Source organism: Pseudomonas sp. Irchel 3H3 (genome assembly GCF_900187635.1).
Lineage (GTDB): Bacteria > Pseudomonadota > Gammaproteobacteria > Pseudomonadales > Pseudomonadaceae > Aquipseudomonas.
Map to the genome: position 1 here is coordinate 97,784 of NZ_FYEC01000008.1, position 15,841 is coordinate 113,624.

General features: G+C 58.2%; 16 protein-coding genes. 13 read left to right on the top strand and 3 right to left on the bottom strand.

Annotated features, from left to right (window positions below):
- Positions 1 to 37 precede the first annotated feature (37 nt).
- From wecB to CKW24_RS11690, 7 genes are all read left to right on the top strand, one after another.
- Complete coding sequence (wecB, locus tag CKW24_RS11660; protein ID WP_095168047.1) at positions 38 to 1,150, top strand: non-hydrolyzing UDP-N-acetylglucosamine 2-epimerase; 1,113 nt, start codon at positions 38 to 40, stop codon at positions 1,148 to 1,150.
- A gap of 203 nt (positions 1,151 to 1,353) precedes the next feature.
- Complete coding sequence (locus tag CKW24_RS11665) at positions 1,354 to 2,265, top strand: glycosyltransferase (protein ID WP_256585453.1); 912 nt, start codon at positions 1,354 to 1,356, stop codon at positions 2,263 to 2,265.
- A gap of 106 nt (positions 2,266 to 2,371) precedes the next feature.
- On the top strand, positions 2,372 to 3,343 hold the full coding sequence (locus CKW24_RS11670; RefSeq protein ID WP_095168050.1) for an SDR family oxidoreductase: 972 nt from the start codon (positions 2,372 to 2,374) through the stop codon (positions 3,341 to 3,343).
- The gene (locus tag CKW24_RS11675) at positions 3,340 to 4,359 is read left to right on the top strand and encodes a glycosyltransferase family 4 protein (protein ID WP_095168052.1); all 1,020 of its coding nucleotides are present in this window, start codon (positions 3,340 to 3,342) and stop codon (positions 4,357 to 4,359) included. The genes CKW24_RS11670 and CKW24_RS11675 overlap by 4 nt, the downstream gene beginning before the upstream one ends.
- Before the next feature lie 86 nt (positions 4,360 to 4,445).
- Positions 4,446 to 6,440 carry a nucleoside-diphosphate sugar epimerase/dehydratase gene (locus CKW24_RS11680; protein ID WP_095168054.1) on the top strand — a complete coding sequence of 665 codons (1,995 nt, stop codon included), beginning with the start codon at positions 4,446 to 4,448 and terminating at the stop codon, positions 6,438 to 6,440.
- Between the two features lie 113 nt (positions 6,441 to 6,553).
- Complete coding sequence (locus CKW24_RS11685; protein ID WP_095168055.1) at positions 6,554 to 6,889, top strand: helix-hairpin-helix domain-containing protein; 336 nt, start codon at positions 6,554 to 6,556, stop codon at positions 6,887 to 6,889.
- A gap of 217 nt (positions 6,890 to 7,106) precedes the next feature.
- Entirely contained in the window at positions 7,107 to 7,901 is a 795-nt protein-coding gene (locus tag CKW24_RS11690; RefSeq protein ID WP_095168057.1) for an SDR family oxidoreductase, read from the top strand.
- A 7-nt stretch (positions 7,902 to 7,908) separates the two neighbouring features.
- Here the strand turns inward: CKW24_RS11690 and CKW24_RS11695 are convergent, their stop codons facing one another.
- Positions 7,909 to 8,466: a TetR/AcrR family transcriptional regulator gene (locus CKW24_RS11695; protein ID WP_095168059.1), complete on the bottom strand. Its 558-nt coding sequence runs from the start codon at positions 8,464 to 8,466 to the stop codon at positions 7,909 to 7,911.
- A gap of 165 nt (positions 8,467 to 8,631) precedes the next feature.
- Between CKW24_RS11695 and CKW24_RS11700 the strand changes: the two genes are divergently transcribed.
- Positions 8,632 to 9,285, top strand: a complete 654-nt coding sequence (locus CKW24_RS11700; protein WP_095168060.1) for a GntR family transcriptional regulator — start codon at positions 8,632 to 8,634, stop codon at positions 9,283 to 9,285.
- Positions 9,286 to 9,300: 15 nt separating this feature from the next.
- Positions 9,301 to 10,152, top strand: a complete 852-nt coding sequence (locus CKW24_RS11705; RefSeq protein WP_095168062.1) for a DUF1989 domain-containing protein — start codon at positions 9,301 to 9,303, stop codon at positions 10,150 to 10,152.
- A 51-nt stretch (positions 10,153 to 10,203) separates the two neighbouring features.
- Here the strand turns inward: CKW24_RS11705 and CKW24_RS11710 are convergent, their stop codons facing one another.
- On the bottom strand, positions 10,204 to 10,371 hold the full coding sequence (locus tag CKW24_RS11710) for a DUF2897 family protein (RefSeq protein WP_071554261.1): 168 nt from the start codon (positions 10,369 to 10,371) through the stop codon (positions 10,204 to 10,206).
- A 153-nt stretch (positions 10,372 to 10,524) separates the two neighbouring features.
- A complete protein-coding gene (gene rfbC / locus CKW24_RS11715) occupies positions 10,525 to 11,070 on the bottom strand; it encodes a dTDP-4-dehydrorhamnose 3,5-epimerase (protein WP_095168064.1) in 546 nt (181 codons plus the stop codon).
- 260 nt (positions 11,071 to 11,330) lie between these two features.
- Here rfbC and kdpF point away from each other — a divergent pair, with 260 nt between their 5' ends.
- The 4 genes from kdpF to kdpC are packed head-to-tail and all read left to right on the top strand — an operon-like array spanning position 11,331 to position 15,809.
- On the top strand, positions 11,331 to 11,420 hold the full coding sequence (gene kdpF / locus CKW24_RS11720) for a K(+)-transporting ATPase subunit F (RefSeq protein ID WP_095168066.1): 90 nt from the start codon (positions 11,331 to 11,333) through the stop codon (positions 11,418 to 11,420).
- Between the two features lie 8 nt (positions 11,421 to 11,428).
- Positions 11,429 to 13,123, top strand: a complete 1,695-nt coding sequence (gene kdpA, locus CKW24_RS11725; protein ID WP_095168067.1) for a potassium-transporting ATPase subunit KdpA — start codon at positions 11,429 to 11,431, stop codon at positions 13,121 to 13,123.
- Positions 13,124 to 13,145: 22 nt separating this feature from the next.
- The gene (gene kdpB, locus CKW24_RS11730; protein ID WP_095168069.1) at positions 13,146 to 15,203 is read left to right on the top strand and encodes a potassium-transporting ATPase subunit KdpB; all 2,058 of its coding nucleotides are present in this window, start codon (positions 13,146 to 13,148) and stop codon (positions 15,201 to 15,203) included.
- Between the two features lie 54 nt (positions 15,204 to 15,257).
- Positions 15,258 to 15,809, top strand: a complete 552-nt coding sequence (gene kdpC / locus CKW24_RS11735) for a potassium-transporting ATPase subunit KdpC (RefSeq protein WP_095168070.1) — start codon at positions 15,258 to 15,260, stop codon at positions 15,807 to 15,809.
- Positions 15,810 to 15,841: the final 32 nt, after the last annotated feature.

The window sequence follows — 15,841 nt, forward strand, 5'->3', positions numbered from 1 at the left end:
TGCAAGGCTTTAAGATTAATACTATGCGACCGTTTCTATGTTGAGCCACCCTCGGAAAAAAATCCTGTGCGTTATAGGCACACGACCTGAAGCCATAAAGATGGCCCCTCTTATTCTTGGCCTGAAAGAGCAAGAGTGGGCGGAGGTCAGGATTCTGGCTACGGCTCAGCATCGCGATTTGCTTGATCAGATATTGTTGGATTTTTCGATCGCTCCTGATATCGACTTGGATATCATGCAGCCCAACCAGTCATTGATCACATTGACGGGAAAGTTGCTCCTCGAACTTGACAAGGTACTGTTGGCGGAAAAACCTGATGCGGTACTGGCCCAAGGCGATACGACTACCGTATTAGCGGCGTCTTTGGCATGTTTTTATGCGGGTATTCCGTTTGGGCATGTTGAGGCTGGACTCCGGACGGGCGATATCAATAGCCCATTTCCTGAAGAGGCCAATCGGGTGGTGACCGGCGTGTTGGCGCATTGGCACTTTGCACCGACGTCGAGTGCTGCCGAGAATCTATTGGCGGAGCGCACACCTGGCGAAAAGGTGTTCATCACGGGTAATACCGTTATCGATGCGTTGCACTACACGGCGGCAAGAGAAATGCCCCTTTCCGTGCCGTTGGACCGCGCCAAACGGATGATTTTGGTAACCGCGCATCGAAGAGAGAACTTTGGGCAGCCGTTCGTTGATATTTGTACCGCTATCAAAATGATCGCGGTTAATAACCCAGATGTTGAAGTGCTATTTCCTGTTCACCCCAACCCGAGTATTCGCACCGTTGCTTACGAGCTGTTGGGTGATGTTGCTAATCTCCATCTGGTCAATCCATTGGGCTACAAAGAGTTCGTGATGGCGATGAAGCTAGCCAGCTTTATTATCAGCGACTCAGGTGGTGTTCAGGAGGAGGCGCCAGCACTTGGAAAGCCTGTATTGGTAATGCGCGAAAGCTCGGAGCGTCCCGAGGCGATAGCCGCTGGATGTTCTCGGCTGGTGGGTACGGATGTTGGGGTGATTGTTCGTGAAGCCCAAGAGCTCCTCAATAATCCAGATGAGTACAAGAAGATGGCTATCGGGATTTCTCCGTACGGAGATGGCAAAGCATCCGCTCGAATTATCGGGGTTTTGCGGGAGTACTTTTGTTGAATCGCATGGTTTACCTATCCCCGGTGCCATGGGACAGCTTTTCCCAGCGCCCACATAAATTCGTCGAGTGGTTTCACGCCCTCTACGGGGGACAGGTGCTCTGGGTTGATCCTTACCCGACCCGGCTACCCGGCCTGGGAGACTTTGCTGCTCGACCGAGCCCCAGTAACCCTCAGAGCAGGTCGGAGCCCTGGTTGAAATGCTTGACGGTCAAAGCGTTGCCCATCGAACCGATTGCTGGTTTGGACGTCGTCAACCGCTATCTGCGACGTGCGCTAGTACAGGAGATAAATGCCTTTGCGAGTGCCGGGCCCACCAGTCTGGTTATTGGCAAACCATCGGCCTTTGCGTTGCAACTCTTGAGTGGCGGTCGTTTTGCCAAGAGTATTTACGATTCGATGGATGATTTTCCGGCGTTCTACAGTGGACTTTCCAAGCGTTCGATGCAACGCAAAGAACGCGCGGTAGTCAGCGCGGTAGACCATGTACTGGTGTCGTCCACCCTGCTTATGCACAGAGCACAGCAGATGCGCCCGGGAGCTGATGTTCGCCTATGCGAGAATGCATGCGCGGTTGAAGTGCTGCCACCTATCGAGCATCAGGCGCTGCATTCGGGTCCCAGGATTCTGGGGTACGTGGGGACCATCGGGAAATGGTTTGATTGGGAGATGATCGAGCGTTTGGCGGGATGCACTGACGTCACCGTCCGTTTGATCGGCCCCGTCTACACGCCAGCGCCGTTCAAGTTGCCCGCCAATGTCGAAGTTCTGCCGCAGTGTTCACATGCGCAGGCCATTGCGGCTATGCAGGCGTTCGACGTCGGTTTGATTCCGTTCAAGATCACAGAGTTGACCGAGTCGGTTGATCCCATCAAATATTACGAGTATTGCGCACTCGGTTTACCGGTCATTACCTCTGATTTTGGCGAAATGCGCGTGCATGCCCAGCAGCCCGGCGTATTTACCGTGCACTCGGCTGACACCCCGTCTAGCTTGATCGGGACGGTTGAGGCGGCTCTCGCGTTCAGATTTACCTTGGACCAGATAGGGCAGTTTCGGCAGGTAAACTCCTGGAATGCTCGTTTTTCGTCTGCGAAAATCTTCGATCCCGCCTAGTCTGATTTTTGGCGATGCCCGCCATGGGTCAGCGCTTGCGAAGTGTAAAGCGCAGTTTTATCAGCCTGCATCGTGTGCAGTCTTGTTTTTTTCCAGGGTCATTGAAATGAACGCTGAGACGATTCTTGTTACAGGAGGGAGCGGTTTTCTTGGGGCCGCCTTGGTAAAACACTTGGCTGCAATGGACGGCTGTGCGCTCGTTCTACCTATCAGAAATACCCAAGCGGGGTTTCCCCCCTCTGCGCGGGTTCTACAAATCCAGGACCTGGACGCGGATACCGATTGGAAGCAGGCCCTTTGCGGTGTCGACAAAGTGGTACATGCAGCAGCCCGAGTACATGTCATGAAAGAGGCCAGCGCTGATCCGTTGACCGAGTTTCGCAAAGTCAATGTCGACGGCACGCTGAACCTCGCCAGGCAAGCCGCTGCTGCGGGCGTCAAGCGTTTCATCTTCATCAGCTCGATCAAGGTCAACGGTGAGCGCACTGAGCCCGGCACCGCGTATTGCGCAGATGATGTGCCTGCTCCAATCGATCCTTATGGGATAAGCAAGATGGAAGCGGAGCAGGGGTTGCGGGAGTTGGCGTCCAGTACATCCATGGAGGTTGTCATCATTCGCCCCGTGTTGATTTATGGTCCGGGCGTAAAGGCTAACTTTCTTAGCATGATGAAATGGCTTTCCAAGGGCGTGCCGCTGCCACTGGGTGCAATCCACAATCGTCGCAGTCTGGTAGCGCTGGATAACCTGATTGATCTGATCATTGTGTGCCTCAATCACCCACTTGCCGCAAACCAGACGTTTCTGGTCAGTGATGGTCAGGATGTATCCACCACCGATTTGCTACGCAAGACTAGTCACGCCTTGTGTCGGCCCGCCCGTCTCATTCCTTTCCCTGTCTGGATAATGAGGAGCCTGGCGCTGTCGTTAGGCAAGCAAGCACTTGTCCAACGCCTTTTCGATTCTCTGCAAGTGGATATCAGTAAAAACCAGCAACTCCTGGGCTGGTCACCGCCCATGACCTTGGAGCAGTCTCTGCGCAAGACTGCGCGGCATTTTTCAGAGTCTAGAAGCTCGTGAGTTACGCTTGGTTTGTTCTCGTGGCCGTAAGTGTGGCCTTTTTACTGACGGGCGCAATGCGTCGCTACGCTGTCGCCCGTAGCCTGATGGACGTCCCGAACGCACGTAGTTCACACGTACTGCCAACCCCACGCGGCGGCGGCGTGGCTATCGTGTTGACCTTTCTCCTGGCGCTGGGTGCATTGTTGTTTTTCGGGCTGGTTTCTCCAGCTGTTTTTGCCGCGTGTGCCGGGGCGGGGGCGCTTATCGCGATCATTGGGTTCATGGATGATCATGGGCACATAGCCGCGAGATGGCGTTTGCTCGGGCATTTCATTGCCGCTGCCTGGGCCATATTCTGGTTGGGGGGCTTGCCTGCCATTAGCGTGTTGGGAGTTGAGCTTGACCTGGGTTGGGCAGGCTCTGCGCTGGCCGTGATTTACTTGGTCTGGATGCTCAATCTCTACAACTTCATGGATGGAATTGATGGTATCGCTGGCGTAGAAGCCGTTTGTGCCTGCTTTGGAGCCTGCCTTCTATACGGGATGTCAGGGCAAAGCGGCTCGATCTGGGCTCCCTTGTTGCTGGGCGCTTGCGTCGCTGGTTTTCTCTGCTGGAATTTCCCCCCCGCCAAGATATTCATGGGCGATGCCGGTAGTGGTTTTCTTGGCATAATGCTCGGGGTGATGTCCCTTCAGGCTGGCTGGATTTCAGCGCAACTGCTTTGGGGATGGCTCATCCTGATGGGGGTGTTTATCGTTGATGCGACGTTTACCCTGCTACGTCGACTGATACGCGGGGACAGGATTTATGAAGCCCATCGCAGCCACGCCTATCAGTTTGCCTCGCGTCGATTTGGCAAGCACCTTCCAGTGACGCTCGCAGTCGGACTGATCAATCTGTGTTGGCTGCTGCCGATAGCCCTTTGCGTTACTCTTTATAGCCTGGACGGTGCGATTGGCGTGCTGCTGGCCTATAGTCCATTGCTAGTGTTGGCATGGTGGTTTCGCGCAGGCGAACTGGAACGTCCACCTTAAGGACTCATCGATCCTCCTGAGTTTATGTCTAAGGCTTCAGGAATTGGGGCAAAACGAGGGAGATAGTTGCAGTGTTTGAGGGGCTTATGGATAAAGTTAGAACGTTTTTACTTGGACTACCCAGACGTAAAAAAAGACTCATTCAGGTCATTACTGACATGTTGCTGGTCTGGGGGGCGCTATGGATGGCATTTATAGTGCGTCTTGGTATCGATGATGTGCTCAATCCGATCAAGGTCCACTTCTGGCTTTTTGTCTGCGCTCCAATTGTTGCCATTCCGCTCTTCATCCGTTTCGGCATGTACCGCGCGGTCATGCGCTATTTTGGCAATGACGCTCTCATCGCTATCATCAAGGCCGTCAGTCTGTCTTCGTTGATCCTGGCGGTTGTTGTCTATTGGTACAGCAATCATCAGGCTGTGGTGCCGCGTTCCATCATTTTCAACTACTGGTGGTTGAGCCTGGTGATCATTGGCGGTCTTCGCCTCTGCATGCGCCACTACTTCATGGGCGATTGGTTCACGGCGGCTCAACACGTGCCGTTCACCAATCGCGATGATGGTTTGACCAAAGTGGCTATCTATGGCGCGGGTGTCGCGGGGAATCAGCTCGTCGCAGCGCTTCGCATGGGGCGCGTGATGCGTCCGGTGGCCTTCATTGACGACGACCCGAGTATTGCCGACCGGTCTATTTCCGGACTACTGGTCTACAATCCCAAGCGCATTCAGCAAATGATCGACGTAACGGGGGCGCAGGAAATTCTGTTGGCGCTGCCGTCTTCGACCCGTGCGCGGCGTAGGGAAATTCTCAATGTCCTTGAGGGATTTCCATTACATATCCGCAGTGTGCCGAATTTCACTGACCTGGCCAGTGGCCGGGTCAAAGTCGAAGATATTCAGGAAGTAGATATCGCCGACTTGCTTGGCCGGGATTCGGTGCCGGCACAATCCGATTTGCTGGAACGTTGTATCAAGGGCAAGACGGTGATGGTGACCGGTGCAGGAGGTTCCATTGGCGCCGAACTGTGCCGACAGATTTTTTCCCTCGCGCCCACCACGCTGCTGTTGTTCGAACACAGTGAGTTCAATCTCTACAGCATTTTGTCCGAGCTCGAGCAGCGAGCAAGTTGTGAGTCCTTGTCCGTGCGTTTGCTGCCGATTCTGGGATCGATCCGCCATCAGGACAAGTTGTTGGATGTGATGAAGACCTGGCGTGTGGATACCGTTTATCACGCCGCCGCATACAAACACGTGCCGATGGTCGAGCACAATATTGCCGAAGGCGTGCTCAACAATGTGATCGGCACGCTGAATACCGCTCAGGCGGCCTTGCAAGCGGGGGTTGCCAGTTTTGTGCTGATCTCCACTGACAAGGCTGTTCGCCCGACCAATGTGATGGGCAGTACCAAGCGCTTGGCCGAACTGACACTGCAGGCCCTGAGTCGTGAAATCGCTCCGGTGCTGTTTGGCGACAAAGGCAATGTATCGCGGGTCAATAAAACCCGGTTCACGATGGTTCGTTTCGGCAACGTGCTGGGGTCATCCGGTTCTGTGATCCCGCTGTTCCACAGCCAGATCAAGTCGGGTGGTCCGCTGACAGTGACGCACCCCAAGATCACGCGTTACTTCATGACCATTCCCGAGGCGGCGCAACTGGTCATCCAGGCGGGGTCCATGGGGCAAGGCGGGGATGTGTTTGTACTCGATATGGGTGAACCGGTGAAGATCGTCGAACTGGCAGAGAAGATGATCCATCTGTCTGGTTTGAGCATTCGTTCGGAGAGGAACCCGCAGGGTGACATTGCCATTGAGTTCACGGGCCTGCGTCCGGGTGAAAAGCTTTACGAAGAGTTGCTGATAGGTGACAACGTGGCGGCCACTCAGCACCCGATGATCATGAGTGCAAACGAGGATCACCTGCCTTGGGATGATCTGAAGGTGCGCCTGGCTAAACTGTTGCGGGCCGTTGAACAGGATGATTACGCCCGAGTTCGGCAACTGCTGCGCGAAACCGTCAGCGGCTATACCCCGGACGGGGAAATCGTCGATTGGATCTACCAGCAACGCCGCCTTGAGCCCTGATGCTACATACTCTGCAACGCACACATTTTTGACAGAAGCCCACCATGACCTAGGTTTGGGAAGCAGCTTTGGAAAAGCTGCTTCTCTCTCAACGAAGTCATGGAGCGTCACTTATGCGTACAGGCTACTTCCACTCTCTGGTTTTCGCCCTGTTGACCAGTGTCTCAGTTGCAGCAATCGCTGCTCCCTCCACTAAAGCCGAAACGGTTCCAGCGCCTGCAACGATGCCAGTGGCGTCTTCTGAGATGGCGGCCAAGGTCGATCTGAACAAAGCCGATGTGGCTACTTTACAGCGCGACCTCTCCGGAATCGGCGAGGCCAAAGCCAAAGCTATTGTTGCGTACCGTGACAGCAATGGTTCGTTCACCTCGGTGGATGAATTGTTGGAGGTCAAGGGCATCGGCAAGACGCTCCTGGACAAGAACCGCGACCGGCTGGAAGTGAACTGATACCCGAGTGGCCGTGATGAGGCCGGTCATTGACCGGCCTTTTTTGTCTGCGTAATTGAATACTGGCAGGTAAAGGATTGAGTTTACCCTTGGTCGGAAACAAAAAATTACGATGGTAATATTGTGATTGGATTATGACTATAATTGATCTGCCGCCGCTCTCAGTAGTCGTGAGTCTGGCGACCAATTTCCTGCGGGATCTTCCAGGAGTACAGCCATGAGTTCTGTTCAGTCCAAAGGCAAGGCGCTCGTCACGGGGGCGTCTTCCGGTATTGGTGCGATCTATGCCGAGCGTTTGGCGGCGAGGGGGTTCGACTTATTGCTGGTGGCTCGTGATGAAGCACGCTTGCAAAGCGCGGCAACCCGATTACGGGCTGAGCATGGCATTGACGTTGAAGTGCTTAAGGCCGATCTGACATTCAAGGCAGACCTGGTCGCTGTCGAGCAGCGCCTGCGCTCCGATCCCAGCATCAGCCTGCTCCTGAACAACGCCGGGGTGGCGGCGGAGGGACCTTTGGCGGGTGCCGACCTGGATCAACTGGAGCGCATGATTCAACTCAATGTAGTGGCCGTGACGCGTTTAGCCTCGGCGGCCGCCGCGAGCTTCTCGGCGGCGGGTCGCGGGGCGATTATCAACCTGGCATCGGTGGTCGCGCTGATCCCCGAGCGCTTCAACGCTACCTACAGTGCAAGCAAGGCCTACGTGCTGAGCCTGAGCCAATCGCTCAACGCCGAGCTCAGTGGTAGCGGGGTGCAGGTCCAGGCCGTGTTGCCCGGGGTGACGCGTACCGAAATCTGGGAACGCTCCGGAATCGACGGTAGTGCCATTCCGGCAGAGATGGTCATGGAAGCAGGGGAGATGGTTGACGCTGCCTTGTCGGGTTTCGACCAAGGGGAATTGATCTGCATTCCTTCGCTACCTGATGCCGCAGACTGGGATGGGTTTGTTACCGCGCGTCACGCATTGGCGCCGAACCTGTCGAGAAACGTCGCCGCCGCACGTTACAAGTAGGGCAGGTTTACTCCGCCAGCTTGTTCAGATGCTCGCGCGTGACATCGAGAATTCGCTGGGCCAACTCCGGGCTTTCGACGCTGCGCGACAGCAAGAGAGCGCCGACCAGGGTCGACATGATGATCAGGCTCTGGTCGGCCGCATCCTCGCTGCCCAGGGCGTGCTCAACCTGCTGCAGGCGTGCATTGAGCACGATATCGCTGGTGGGGCTGGCTTGACCGCGCAATCCCAGTTCAGACGACATGGTGGGCAGTGGGCAGCCCTCATGGGGAGAGGTCTTGTGCCATTCGGACAAGTAGGTGTCGATAAAGGCCTGGAGGGGGCGCTCTTGCGCAAACAGCGCTGCACAACGCTCACTGACTTCTTCCCCCGCGGCTTGCAGGGCCTTTTCAACCAGTTCGTCCTTGGATTTGAAGTGTGAGTAGAAACCGCCATGGGTTAGCCCCAGGGCCTTCATCAGGGGTTGCAGGCCAGTGGCAGCGATTCCGTCGCGGCGAAAGCGTGCGGCTGCTTCCTTGATGATGCGCTGATGAGTCTGGGCTTTATGGTCCTGCGAGTAGCGCATCGTTAATCTCCACGGCAATGCGCCATATTAACCAAGCTAAATGGAATGGTGACTGTACTTCTATTTCGAAAAAGCATGCAGATGCGTCCACATTCAGTTCATAGCTGGCACGAATAGTGATTACTCATTCCCAGAAGATTGTTCAACAATCCGCAGGTGATGAGTATGAGTGATGGACTGTCCCTGGCTGACCACATCACATTGGAGCTGCGCGCCGATATCATTGGCGGGCGCTTGCTGCCGGGCAAGGCGTTGATCGAGGCGGACCTGGTGCTGGCTTACAACGCCTCGCGCAACACTATTCGCGAAGCCCTGCACCGCCTGGGGCAGGAAGGCCTGACGCGCTACGTACGGCACAAAGGGGTGATGGTCCGCCAGCCCGGCGCCGATCAGGTGCGCGACCTGTTCCAGGTGCGACGTACCCTTGAGTTGCAGGGGATCGCCGCCAGCCGTCCGCTGCGCGAGCAGCAATCGAACTCCATGCACGAGGCCATCGAGGCCGCGCAGTTGGCCCGTGATCGGGAGGACTGGCGAGCCGTCGGTACCCACAGCTTGCATTTTCACCAACTGATTGTCGGGTTGCTGGGCAGCCCGTTGCTCGACGAGTTCTTCACCAACGTCGTCGCGCAATTGCGCCTGGTGTTCAGCGCGGCGCCTGATGAATCCAGGTTCCAGGCACCGTGGCTGACGCGTGATCGACTGATTTACCAGCACCTGATCGAGAACGACCGTCCGGCCGCCATCGAAGCCCTGAACTCTTACCTGGACGACTCCGAGCAGCAACTGCTCGAGGTATTCAACCCTGGCTCGCGCCACTGATCGAGGAATCACGCCATGTACAAAGACTATCCCGCGGCCTACCAGGTCAGTAAGGGTTCGGCATTGCAGGTCGATACCGCGTTTTATCAGCGAATTCGCGACACCCCGGATGGCCGCACGCTAATCGAGCAGTTCGAGGTGCCCATTCGTACCGGTCGCGCCTGGCATGTGCCCGCTGGTCATGTGTTTCGGGTGACCACGCCGGTGGGGCCACAAGTGGGGGATTTTAACGTGTGGAATGCCAACGATCCGCGCGAGCGCTTATGGGCGGCCCGTACCCGGCAGTTGCAGGGGGCCCATGTCAGCACCCACGACCGGCTCTGGTCAAACCTGCCGTTTCTCAGGCCTCTGGTGACCATCACCGACGATAGCCTGGCCGACTATGGGATCGACGAACACGGCGGCCGCCTGCATGACTTGCTGGGCACGCGCTGCGATCCCTACGTGAACAAAATGCTCACCGGCGAAGACTTTCACCATCACTGTCATTCCAACCTGACCCGTGCGGTGTTGCCCCATGGCTTGACCGAGTTCGACGTGCATGACGTGCTGAACATCTTCCAGTGCACAGGACTGAACCACGACGACCTGTATTTCATGAAGGCCTGTCCCGCGCGCAAAGGCGACTACCTGGAGTTTTTTGCCGAGATCGATCTGTTGTGCGCGCTGTCAACGTGCCCGGGCGGGGATTTGTCGCTGGCGATGTGGGGGCCGGACGCCCAGGACCCGTTGAGTGTATGTCGGCCACTGGGGGTGGAAATCTATAGGCTGGACGATGATTTGCTGCAAGGCTGGAGTCAGCCTGAACGGGCTGCGTACAAAGGCTTGCACGGGCTGCAGATTGCCAAGGCGGATTGGCAGGAGTAGGGCGGGTGCCGGCCGGGACGCATAATTACAAAATCCCGGCCGGCGCCAGGGTCAACGATCCTGAGCGTCCTTGGCGTCCATTTCCGCGTTACGTTCAGCCACGCGTTTACGTTGCTCATCGGTCAACTCGACCTTGTTCGCGGTGTCGCGCAACATCATCAGACCACCGACGATCGATCCGATCGCAACCACCAGAATCAACCAGGCATACCAGGGCATAGGGCTCTCCTTAAGGGCAGGCATCGAGGCGAACGGTTTCGCGACAATGTCGTGCATATCCACTTTGAGTCACAACGATTCTCCGTGGTTCCATTCTAGGCCTGTTGCGCCAGGATCACCTGACCAACATCGGTTCAGCGCAGCGAGCGGGTTTCAATCGAATACCTGGGCGTCCTTGAACCAAGCACCTGCCTGATCCTTGGCGGAGAGTTGCGGCGCTTCATGCAGTTGCCAGTCGATCGCCAGGTCCGGGTCGTCCCAACGAATACTGCGCTCGGCCGCAGGGGTGTAGTAGTCGGTGGTCTTGTAGAGAAACTCGGCGAACTCACTCAGCACCACAAAACCGTGGGCGAAACCTTCCGGCACCCACAGTTGGCGATGGTTCTCGGCGGACAAGCGTACCGCGACCCATTTGCCGAAGTGTGGCGAGCTGCGGCGAATATCCACGGCAACGTCCAGTACCTCACCCGCCGTTACACGCACCAGCTTGCCCTGGGTGTTTTCCAGTTGGTAATGCAGGCCGCGCAACACGCCTTTTTGCGAGCGTGAGTGGTTGTCTTGAACGAACTGGGTGTCCAGGCCTGTCGCCTGGGCAAAAGCCTTCGCGTTGAAACTCTCGTAAAAGAACCCACGTTCGTCACCGAAGACCTTCGGTTCGATAATCAGAACACCCGGCAGATCGGTGTTGAGTACATTCATCATGTTCTCCAGCAATAAACGGCGATGGTCGACATTCTTGCCCGAAGTCGCGGTCATGTGCGAGGGCAAATGCGCAAGGTCCCTCGCTTGACTTGCGATAAAGCCGGCAGCCCTCCCGCCAATCGAGGCCAGACCCCGGCTCAAGCGCACTCTTTACGGTTTTTTTACGCCACGCCAACCCCCCTGATCTCGTTCCTTTACGCCCTCCTTGCCGACAATCACTGCACACGCGGCAACACGCCGTAACTCGGAGAAATTCAATGAACATTCTGGACGGGGTGTCCCTGCTACTGGCGGTGGGACTGTTCATTTATCTATTGGTCGCGTTGTTGCGCGCGGACCGGAGCTAGGAGCGGCTATGCACAGTTATGACTATTGGCTGATCCTGGCCTTTTTCGCCCTGGTGCTGATTCCCGCACCGTTCCTGGGACGCTTCTACTACAAGGTCATGGAAGGTCAGCGTACCTGGTTGTCGCCGATCCTCGGGCCAGTGGAGCGGGGCTGTTATCGCGTAGCCGGGGTTGATCCGCACAGCGAGCAGAGCTGGCAGAAGTACACCCTGGCCTTGCTGGCGTTCAACCTCGCGGGCTTTTTGCTGTTGTTCGCGATCCTGCTGTTGCAGAACTACCTGCCGCTCAATCCGCAGAATCTGCCGGGGCAGGAATGGACCCAGGCATTCAATACCGCCGTCAGCTTCATGACCAACACCAACTGGCAGTCCTACAGCGGTGAAGCGACCCTCAGTTACCTGAGCCAGATGGTCGGCCTGACCGTGCAGAACTTTGTCAGCGCCGCCACCGGCCTGGCTGTGCTGGTTGCGCTGTGCCGTGGTATCAGCCGCAAATCGGCGCAAACCCTGGGCAACTTCTGGGTCGACATGACCCGCGCCACGCTCTACGGCTTGCTGCCGCTGTGTTTGCTGCTGGCGCTGTTTCTGGTCTGGCAGGGCGTGCCGCAAAGCTTCGCGCAGTATGTGAATGCGCTGACGATGCAAGGTGTCGATCAGGTGATTCCACTGGGCCCGGCCGCCAGCCAGATTGCGATCAAGCAATTGGGCACCAACGGCGGTGGCTTCTTCGGCGTCAACTCGGCGCATCCGTTCGAGAACCCGACGGCCTGGAGCAACCTGTTTGAAGTCAGCTCCATCATTCTGATCCCGGTGGCCCTGGTGTTCACCTTCGGCCATTACGTCAAGGACCTGCGTCAGAGCCGGGCGATCATCGCCTGCATGCTCGCGCTGTTCCTGATCGGTGGTGCGGTGTCGCTGTGGGCTGAGAACCAGCCGAACCCAACCCTGAACAACGCCGCCGTAGAACAAACCGCGCCGCTGGAAGGTAAAGAAGCACGCTTTGGCACCACCGCGACCGTACTTTGGTCTGTGACCACCACCGCAGCCTCCAACGGGTCGGTCAACGGTATGCACGACAGCCTCAACCCGTTGAGCGGCATGATTGCAATGATCAACATGATGGTCGGCGAGGTGATCTTCGGCGGCGTCGGTGCCGGCCTCTACGGCATGTTGCTCAACGTGCTGATCGCGGTGTTCCTCGCCGGGCTGATGATCGGGCGCACCCCGGAGTACCTGGGCAAAAAGCTGCAAGCCAAGGAAGTTCAGTTGCTGGTGGTGACCTTGCTGGTAATGCCGGTTGGCGTACTGGTGCTCGGTGCTCTTGCGACGAGTCTGTCAGGCCCTGCGGCCACCATCAGTAATCCTGGCCCCCACGGTTTCAGCCAATTGCTGTACGCCTACACCTCGGCCAGCGCCAACAACGGTTCGGCCTTTGCGGGTCTGGGCGCCAACACGCCATTCCATAACCTGATGCTGGGCCTGGGCATGTTGATCGGTCGCTTCGGTTACATCCTTCCGGTACTGGCTCTGGCTGGCAGCCTGGCGATGAAGAAAAGCGCGCCTGTCGGCCAGAACAGCTTCCCGACCCATGGTCCGCTGTTCGTCACCCTGTTGACCGTAACCATATTGCTGGTGGGTGGCCTGACGTTCCTGCCGAGCCTGGCGCTGGGCCCTATTGCTGAACACTTGAGCCTGGGCTTCTGAGCCACTTTATAGGAGCTGGATGATGAATATGCCCGCAACCAAACCCGTGGCCGCCAAGGCCCCGGAGCAACCGAAAACCGCGATCTCGGCCCTGTGGCGGCCGGCGCTGGTGCAAGCCTTCGTCAAGCTCGACCCGCGCCAGCTCAAGCGCTCGCCGGTGATGCTGGTGGTCGAACTCACGGCGATCCTCACCACCGTCTTGTGCTTCATCCCGGACACCGCGGTGCCGACCTTTGTCGCCGCGCAAATTGCCCTGTGGCTGTGGTTCACCGTGCTGTTCGCCAACTTTGCCGAAGCCCTGGCCGAAGGTCGGGGCAAGGCCCGCGCCGACAGCCTCAAGGCGGGCAGTGAAGGCCTGAGCGCGCGTCGCAAGAAGGCCGATGGCAGCTTTCAGGTAGTGCCCGCCGCCAGCCTGCGCAAAGGCGATGTGGTGCGCGTCGAAGCCGGGGAAATGATCCCGGGGGACGGTGAGGTGATCGAAGGCATCGCCGCGGTCAACGAGGCGGCGATTACCGGCGAGTCCGCCCCGGTGATCCGTGAATCCGGGGGGGATCGCTCGGCGGTCACCGGCAACACCCGGCTGGTGTCAGACTGGCTGCTGGTGCGCATCACCGCCAACCCGGGTGAGTCGACCCTGGACCGGATGATCGCCCTGGTCGAAGGTGCCAAGCGCCAGAAAACCCCGAACGAAGTGGCGCTGGATATCCTGCTGATCGGCCTGACCATGATTTTCCTGGTAGTGGTCGTGACCTTGCAGCCCTTCGCTCACTTCGCCAATGACAACCTGCCGCTGGTGTTCCTGGTGGCGCTGCTGGTGACGCTGATTCCCACCACCATCGGTGGCTTGCTGTCGGCCATCGGGATTGCCGGCATGGACCGCCTGGTGCGGCTCAACGTGATCGCCAAGTCCGGCCGTGCCGTGGAAGCGGCGGGCGACGTGCACGTGCTGTTGCTGGACAAGACCGGCACCATCACCTTCGGCAATCGGCGTTGCGCAGCCATCTATGCGGCACCCGGGATCAGCGCCAAGGAACTGGCCGAAGGGGCGTTGTTCGCCTCGCTGGCGGACGACACGGCCGAAGGCAAATCGATCGTCGAGTACCTGCGCGGACTTTATCCACAGCCTGAACCCGCTGCCGAAGCAGTGACCGGCGTGCCATTCAGCGCCGAAACCCGATTGTCCGGGGTCGACTATCAAGGGCGCGTCTACCGCAAGGGCGCAGTGGATTCACTGCTGGCCTTTGTCGGTCAGAGTCGTGCCGACCTGCTGCCGCCGATGGCGCGGGAAATCGACAAGATCGCCCAGAGCGGCGGCACGCCGTTGCTGGTGTGCGCCGAGGGTCGGTTGCTGGGCGCGATCCACCTCAAGGACGTGGTCAAGCCGGGGATCCGCGAGCGTTTTGCCGAGCTGCGCAAGCTGGGGATCCGCACTGTCATGGTGACCGGCGATAACCCGCTGACCGCGGCGGCGATTGCTGCGGAGGCAGGCGTCGATGATGTGCTGGCCGAAGCTACGCCCGAGAGAAAGCTGGCGCGCATCCGTCAGGAACAGAACGACGGCCGCCTGGTGGCCATGTGTGGTGACGGCGCCAACGACGCCCCGGCGCTGGCCCAGGCGGACGTCGGCATGGCCATGAACGACGGCACCCAGGCCGCACGTGAAGCGGCGAACATGGTCGACCTCGACAGCGACCCGACCAAGCTGCTGGATGTGGTGCAGATCGGCAAGGAGTTGCTGGTGACACGTGGGGCGCTGACCACTTTTTCCATCGCCAACGACGTGGCCAAGTATTTCGCCATCCTGCCGGCACTGTTCGCGGCGATTTATCCACAGCTTGGGGTGCTCAACATCATGCACCTGAGCAGCCCGCAGAGCGCGATCCTCTCGGCCATTGTGTTCAACGCCCTGATCATCGTCGCGCTGATTCCGTTAGCGTTGCGTGGCGTGCGAGTACAGGCCGCCAGCGCCGCTCACCTGCTGCGCCGCAACCTGCTGATCTACGGCGTGGGCGGGCTGGTGGTGCCGTTTGCGGGCATCAAGTTGATCGACCTGCTGCTGACTGCCTTGCATCTGGTGTAACGGAGCTGCGCCACGCCTGGGGCGTGGCGTTTTAACTGAATTGAGGGGTGTGACATGTCCACAATGATTCGTCCGGCCTTGAGCCTGCTAGTTCTGATGACCCTGATTACCGGCGTCGCTTATCCACTGCTCGTGACCGGCGTGGCCCAGGTCGCCTTCCCGGCCCAGGCCAATGGCAGCCTGGTGCGTGATGCCGATGGCAAGGTGCGCGGCTCGTCGTTGATTGCCCAGGATTTCGTCGGTGATGCCTGGTTCCATCCACGGCCTTCGGCGGGGGCCTTTGCCACCGTTTCCAGCAGCGCCAGCAACCTGGCCCCGAGCAATCCGGCGCTTGCCACGCGGGTCATCGATGAGGCCAACAAACTGTTGGTCCCAGGCCAAGGCCCGGTGCCATTGGCGCTGTTGACCACTTCCGGCAGCGGCCTCGATCCGCACTTGCCTCCGGCCGCGATTGCCTATCAACTGGCGCGGGTTGCTGCGGCGCGAAATGTGCCGGTGGCGACGTTGCGCCAATTGCTCAACGCGCATATCGAACAGCCGCTGGTAGGTCCGCCGGTGGTCAATGTGCTGCAATTGAACCGGGCGCTGGAACAGTTGCCGTTGTAGGCGCTGGCGGACCCGAGCGACACCACCCAACC

Bases quoted from the DNA above. Each gene is read 5' to 3' on its own strand.
- wecB (WP_095168047.1), top strand. From the start codon at position 38: ATGTTGAGCCACCCTCGGAAAAAAATCCTGTGCGTTATAGGCACACGA.
- CKW24_RS11670 (WP_095168050.1), top strand. From the start codon at position 2,372: ATGAACGCTGAGACGATTCTTGTTACAGGAGGGAGCGGTTTTCTTGGG.
- CKW24_RS11680 (WP_095168054.1), top strand. From the start codon at position 4,446: ATGGATAAAGTTAGAACGTTTTTACTTGGACTACCCAGACGTAAAAAA.
- CKW24_RS11685 (WP_095168055.1), top strand. From the start codon at position 6,554: ATGCGTACAGGCTACTTCCACTCTCTGGTTTTCGCCCTGTTGACCAGT.
- CKW24_RS11690 (WP_095168057.1), top strand. From the start codon at position 7,107: ATGAGTTCTGTTCAGTCCAAAGGCAAGGCGCTCGTCACGGGGGCGTCT.
- CKW24_RS11695 (WP_095168059.1), bottom strand. From the start codon at position 8,466: ATGCGCTACTCGCAGGACCATAAAGCCCAGACTCATCAGCGCATCATC.
- CKW24_RS11700 (WP_095168060.1), top strand. From the start codon at position 8,632: ATGAGTGATGGACTGTCCCTGGCTGACCACATCACATTGGAGCTGCGC.
- CKW24_RS11705 (WP_095168062.1), top strand. From the start codon at position 9,301: ATGTACAAAGACTATCCCGCGGCCTACCAGGTCAGTAAGGGTTCGGCA.
- CKW24_RS11710 (WP_071554261.1), bottom strand. From the start codon at position 10,371: ATGCCCTGGTATGCCTGGTTGATTCTGGTGGTTGCGATCGGATCGATC.
- rfbC (WP_095168064.1), bottom strand. From the start codon at position 11,070: ATGAATGTACTCAACACCGATCTGCCGGGTGTTCTGATTATCGAACCG.
- kdpF (WP_095168066.1), top strand. From the start codon at position 11,331: ATGAACATTCTGGACGGGGTGTCCCTGCTACTGGCGGTGGGACTGTTC.
- kdpA (WP_095168067.1), top strand. From the start codon at position 11,429: ATGCACAGTTATGACTATTGGCTGATCCTGGCCTTTTTCGCCCTGGTG.
- kdpB (WP_095168069.1), top strand. From the start codon at position 13,146: ATGAATATGCCCGCAACCAAACCCGTGGCCGCCAAGGCCCCGGAGCAA.
- kdpC (WP_095168070.1), top strand. From the start codon at position 15,258: ATGTCCACAATGATTCGTCCGGCCTTGAGCCTGCTAGTTCTGATGACC.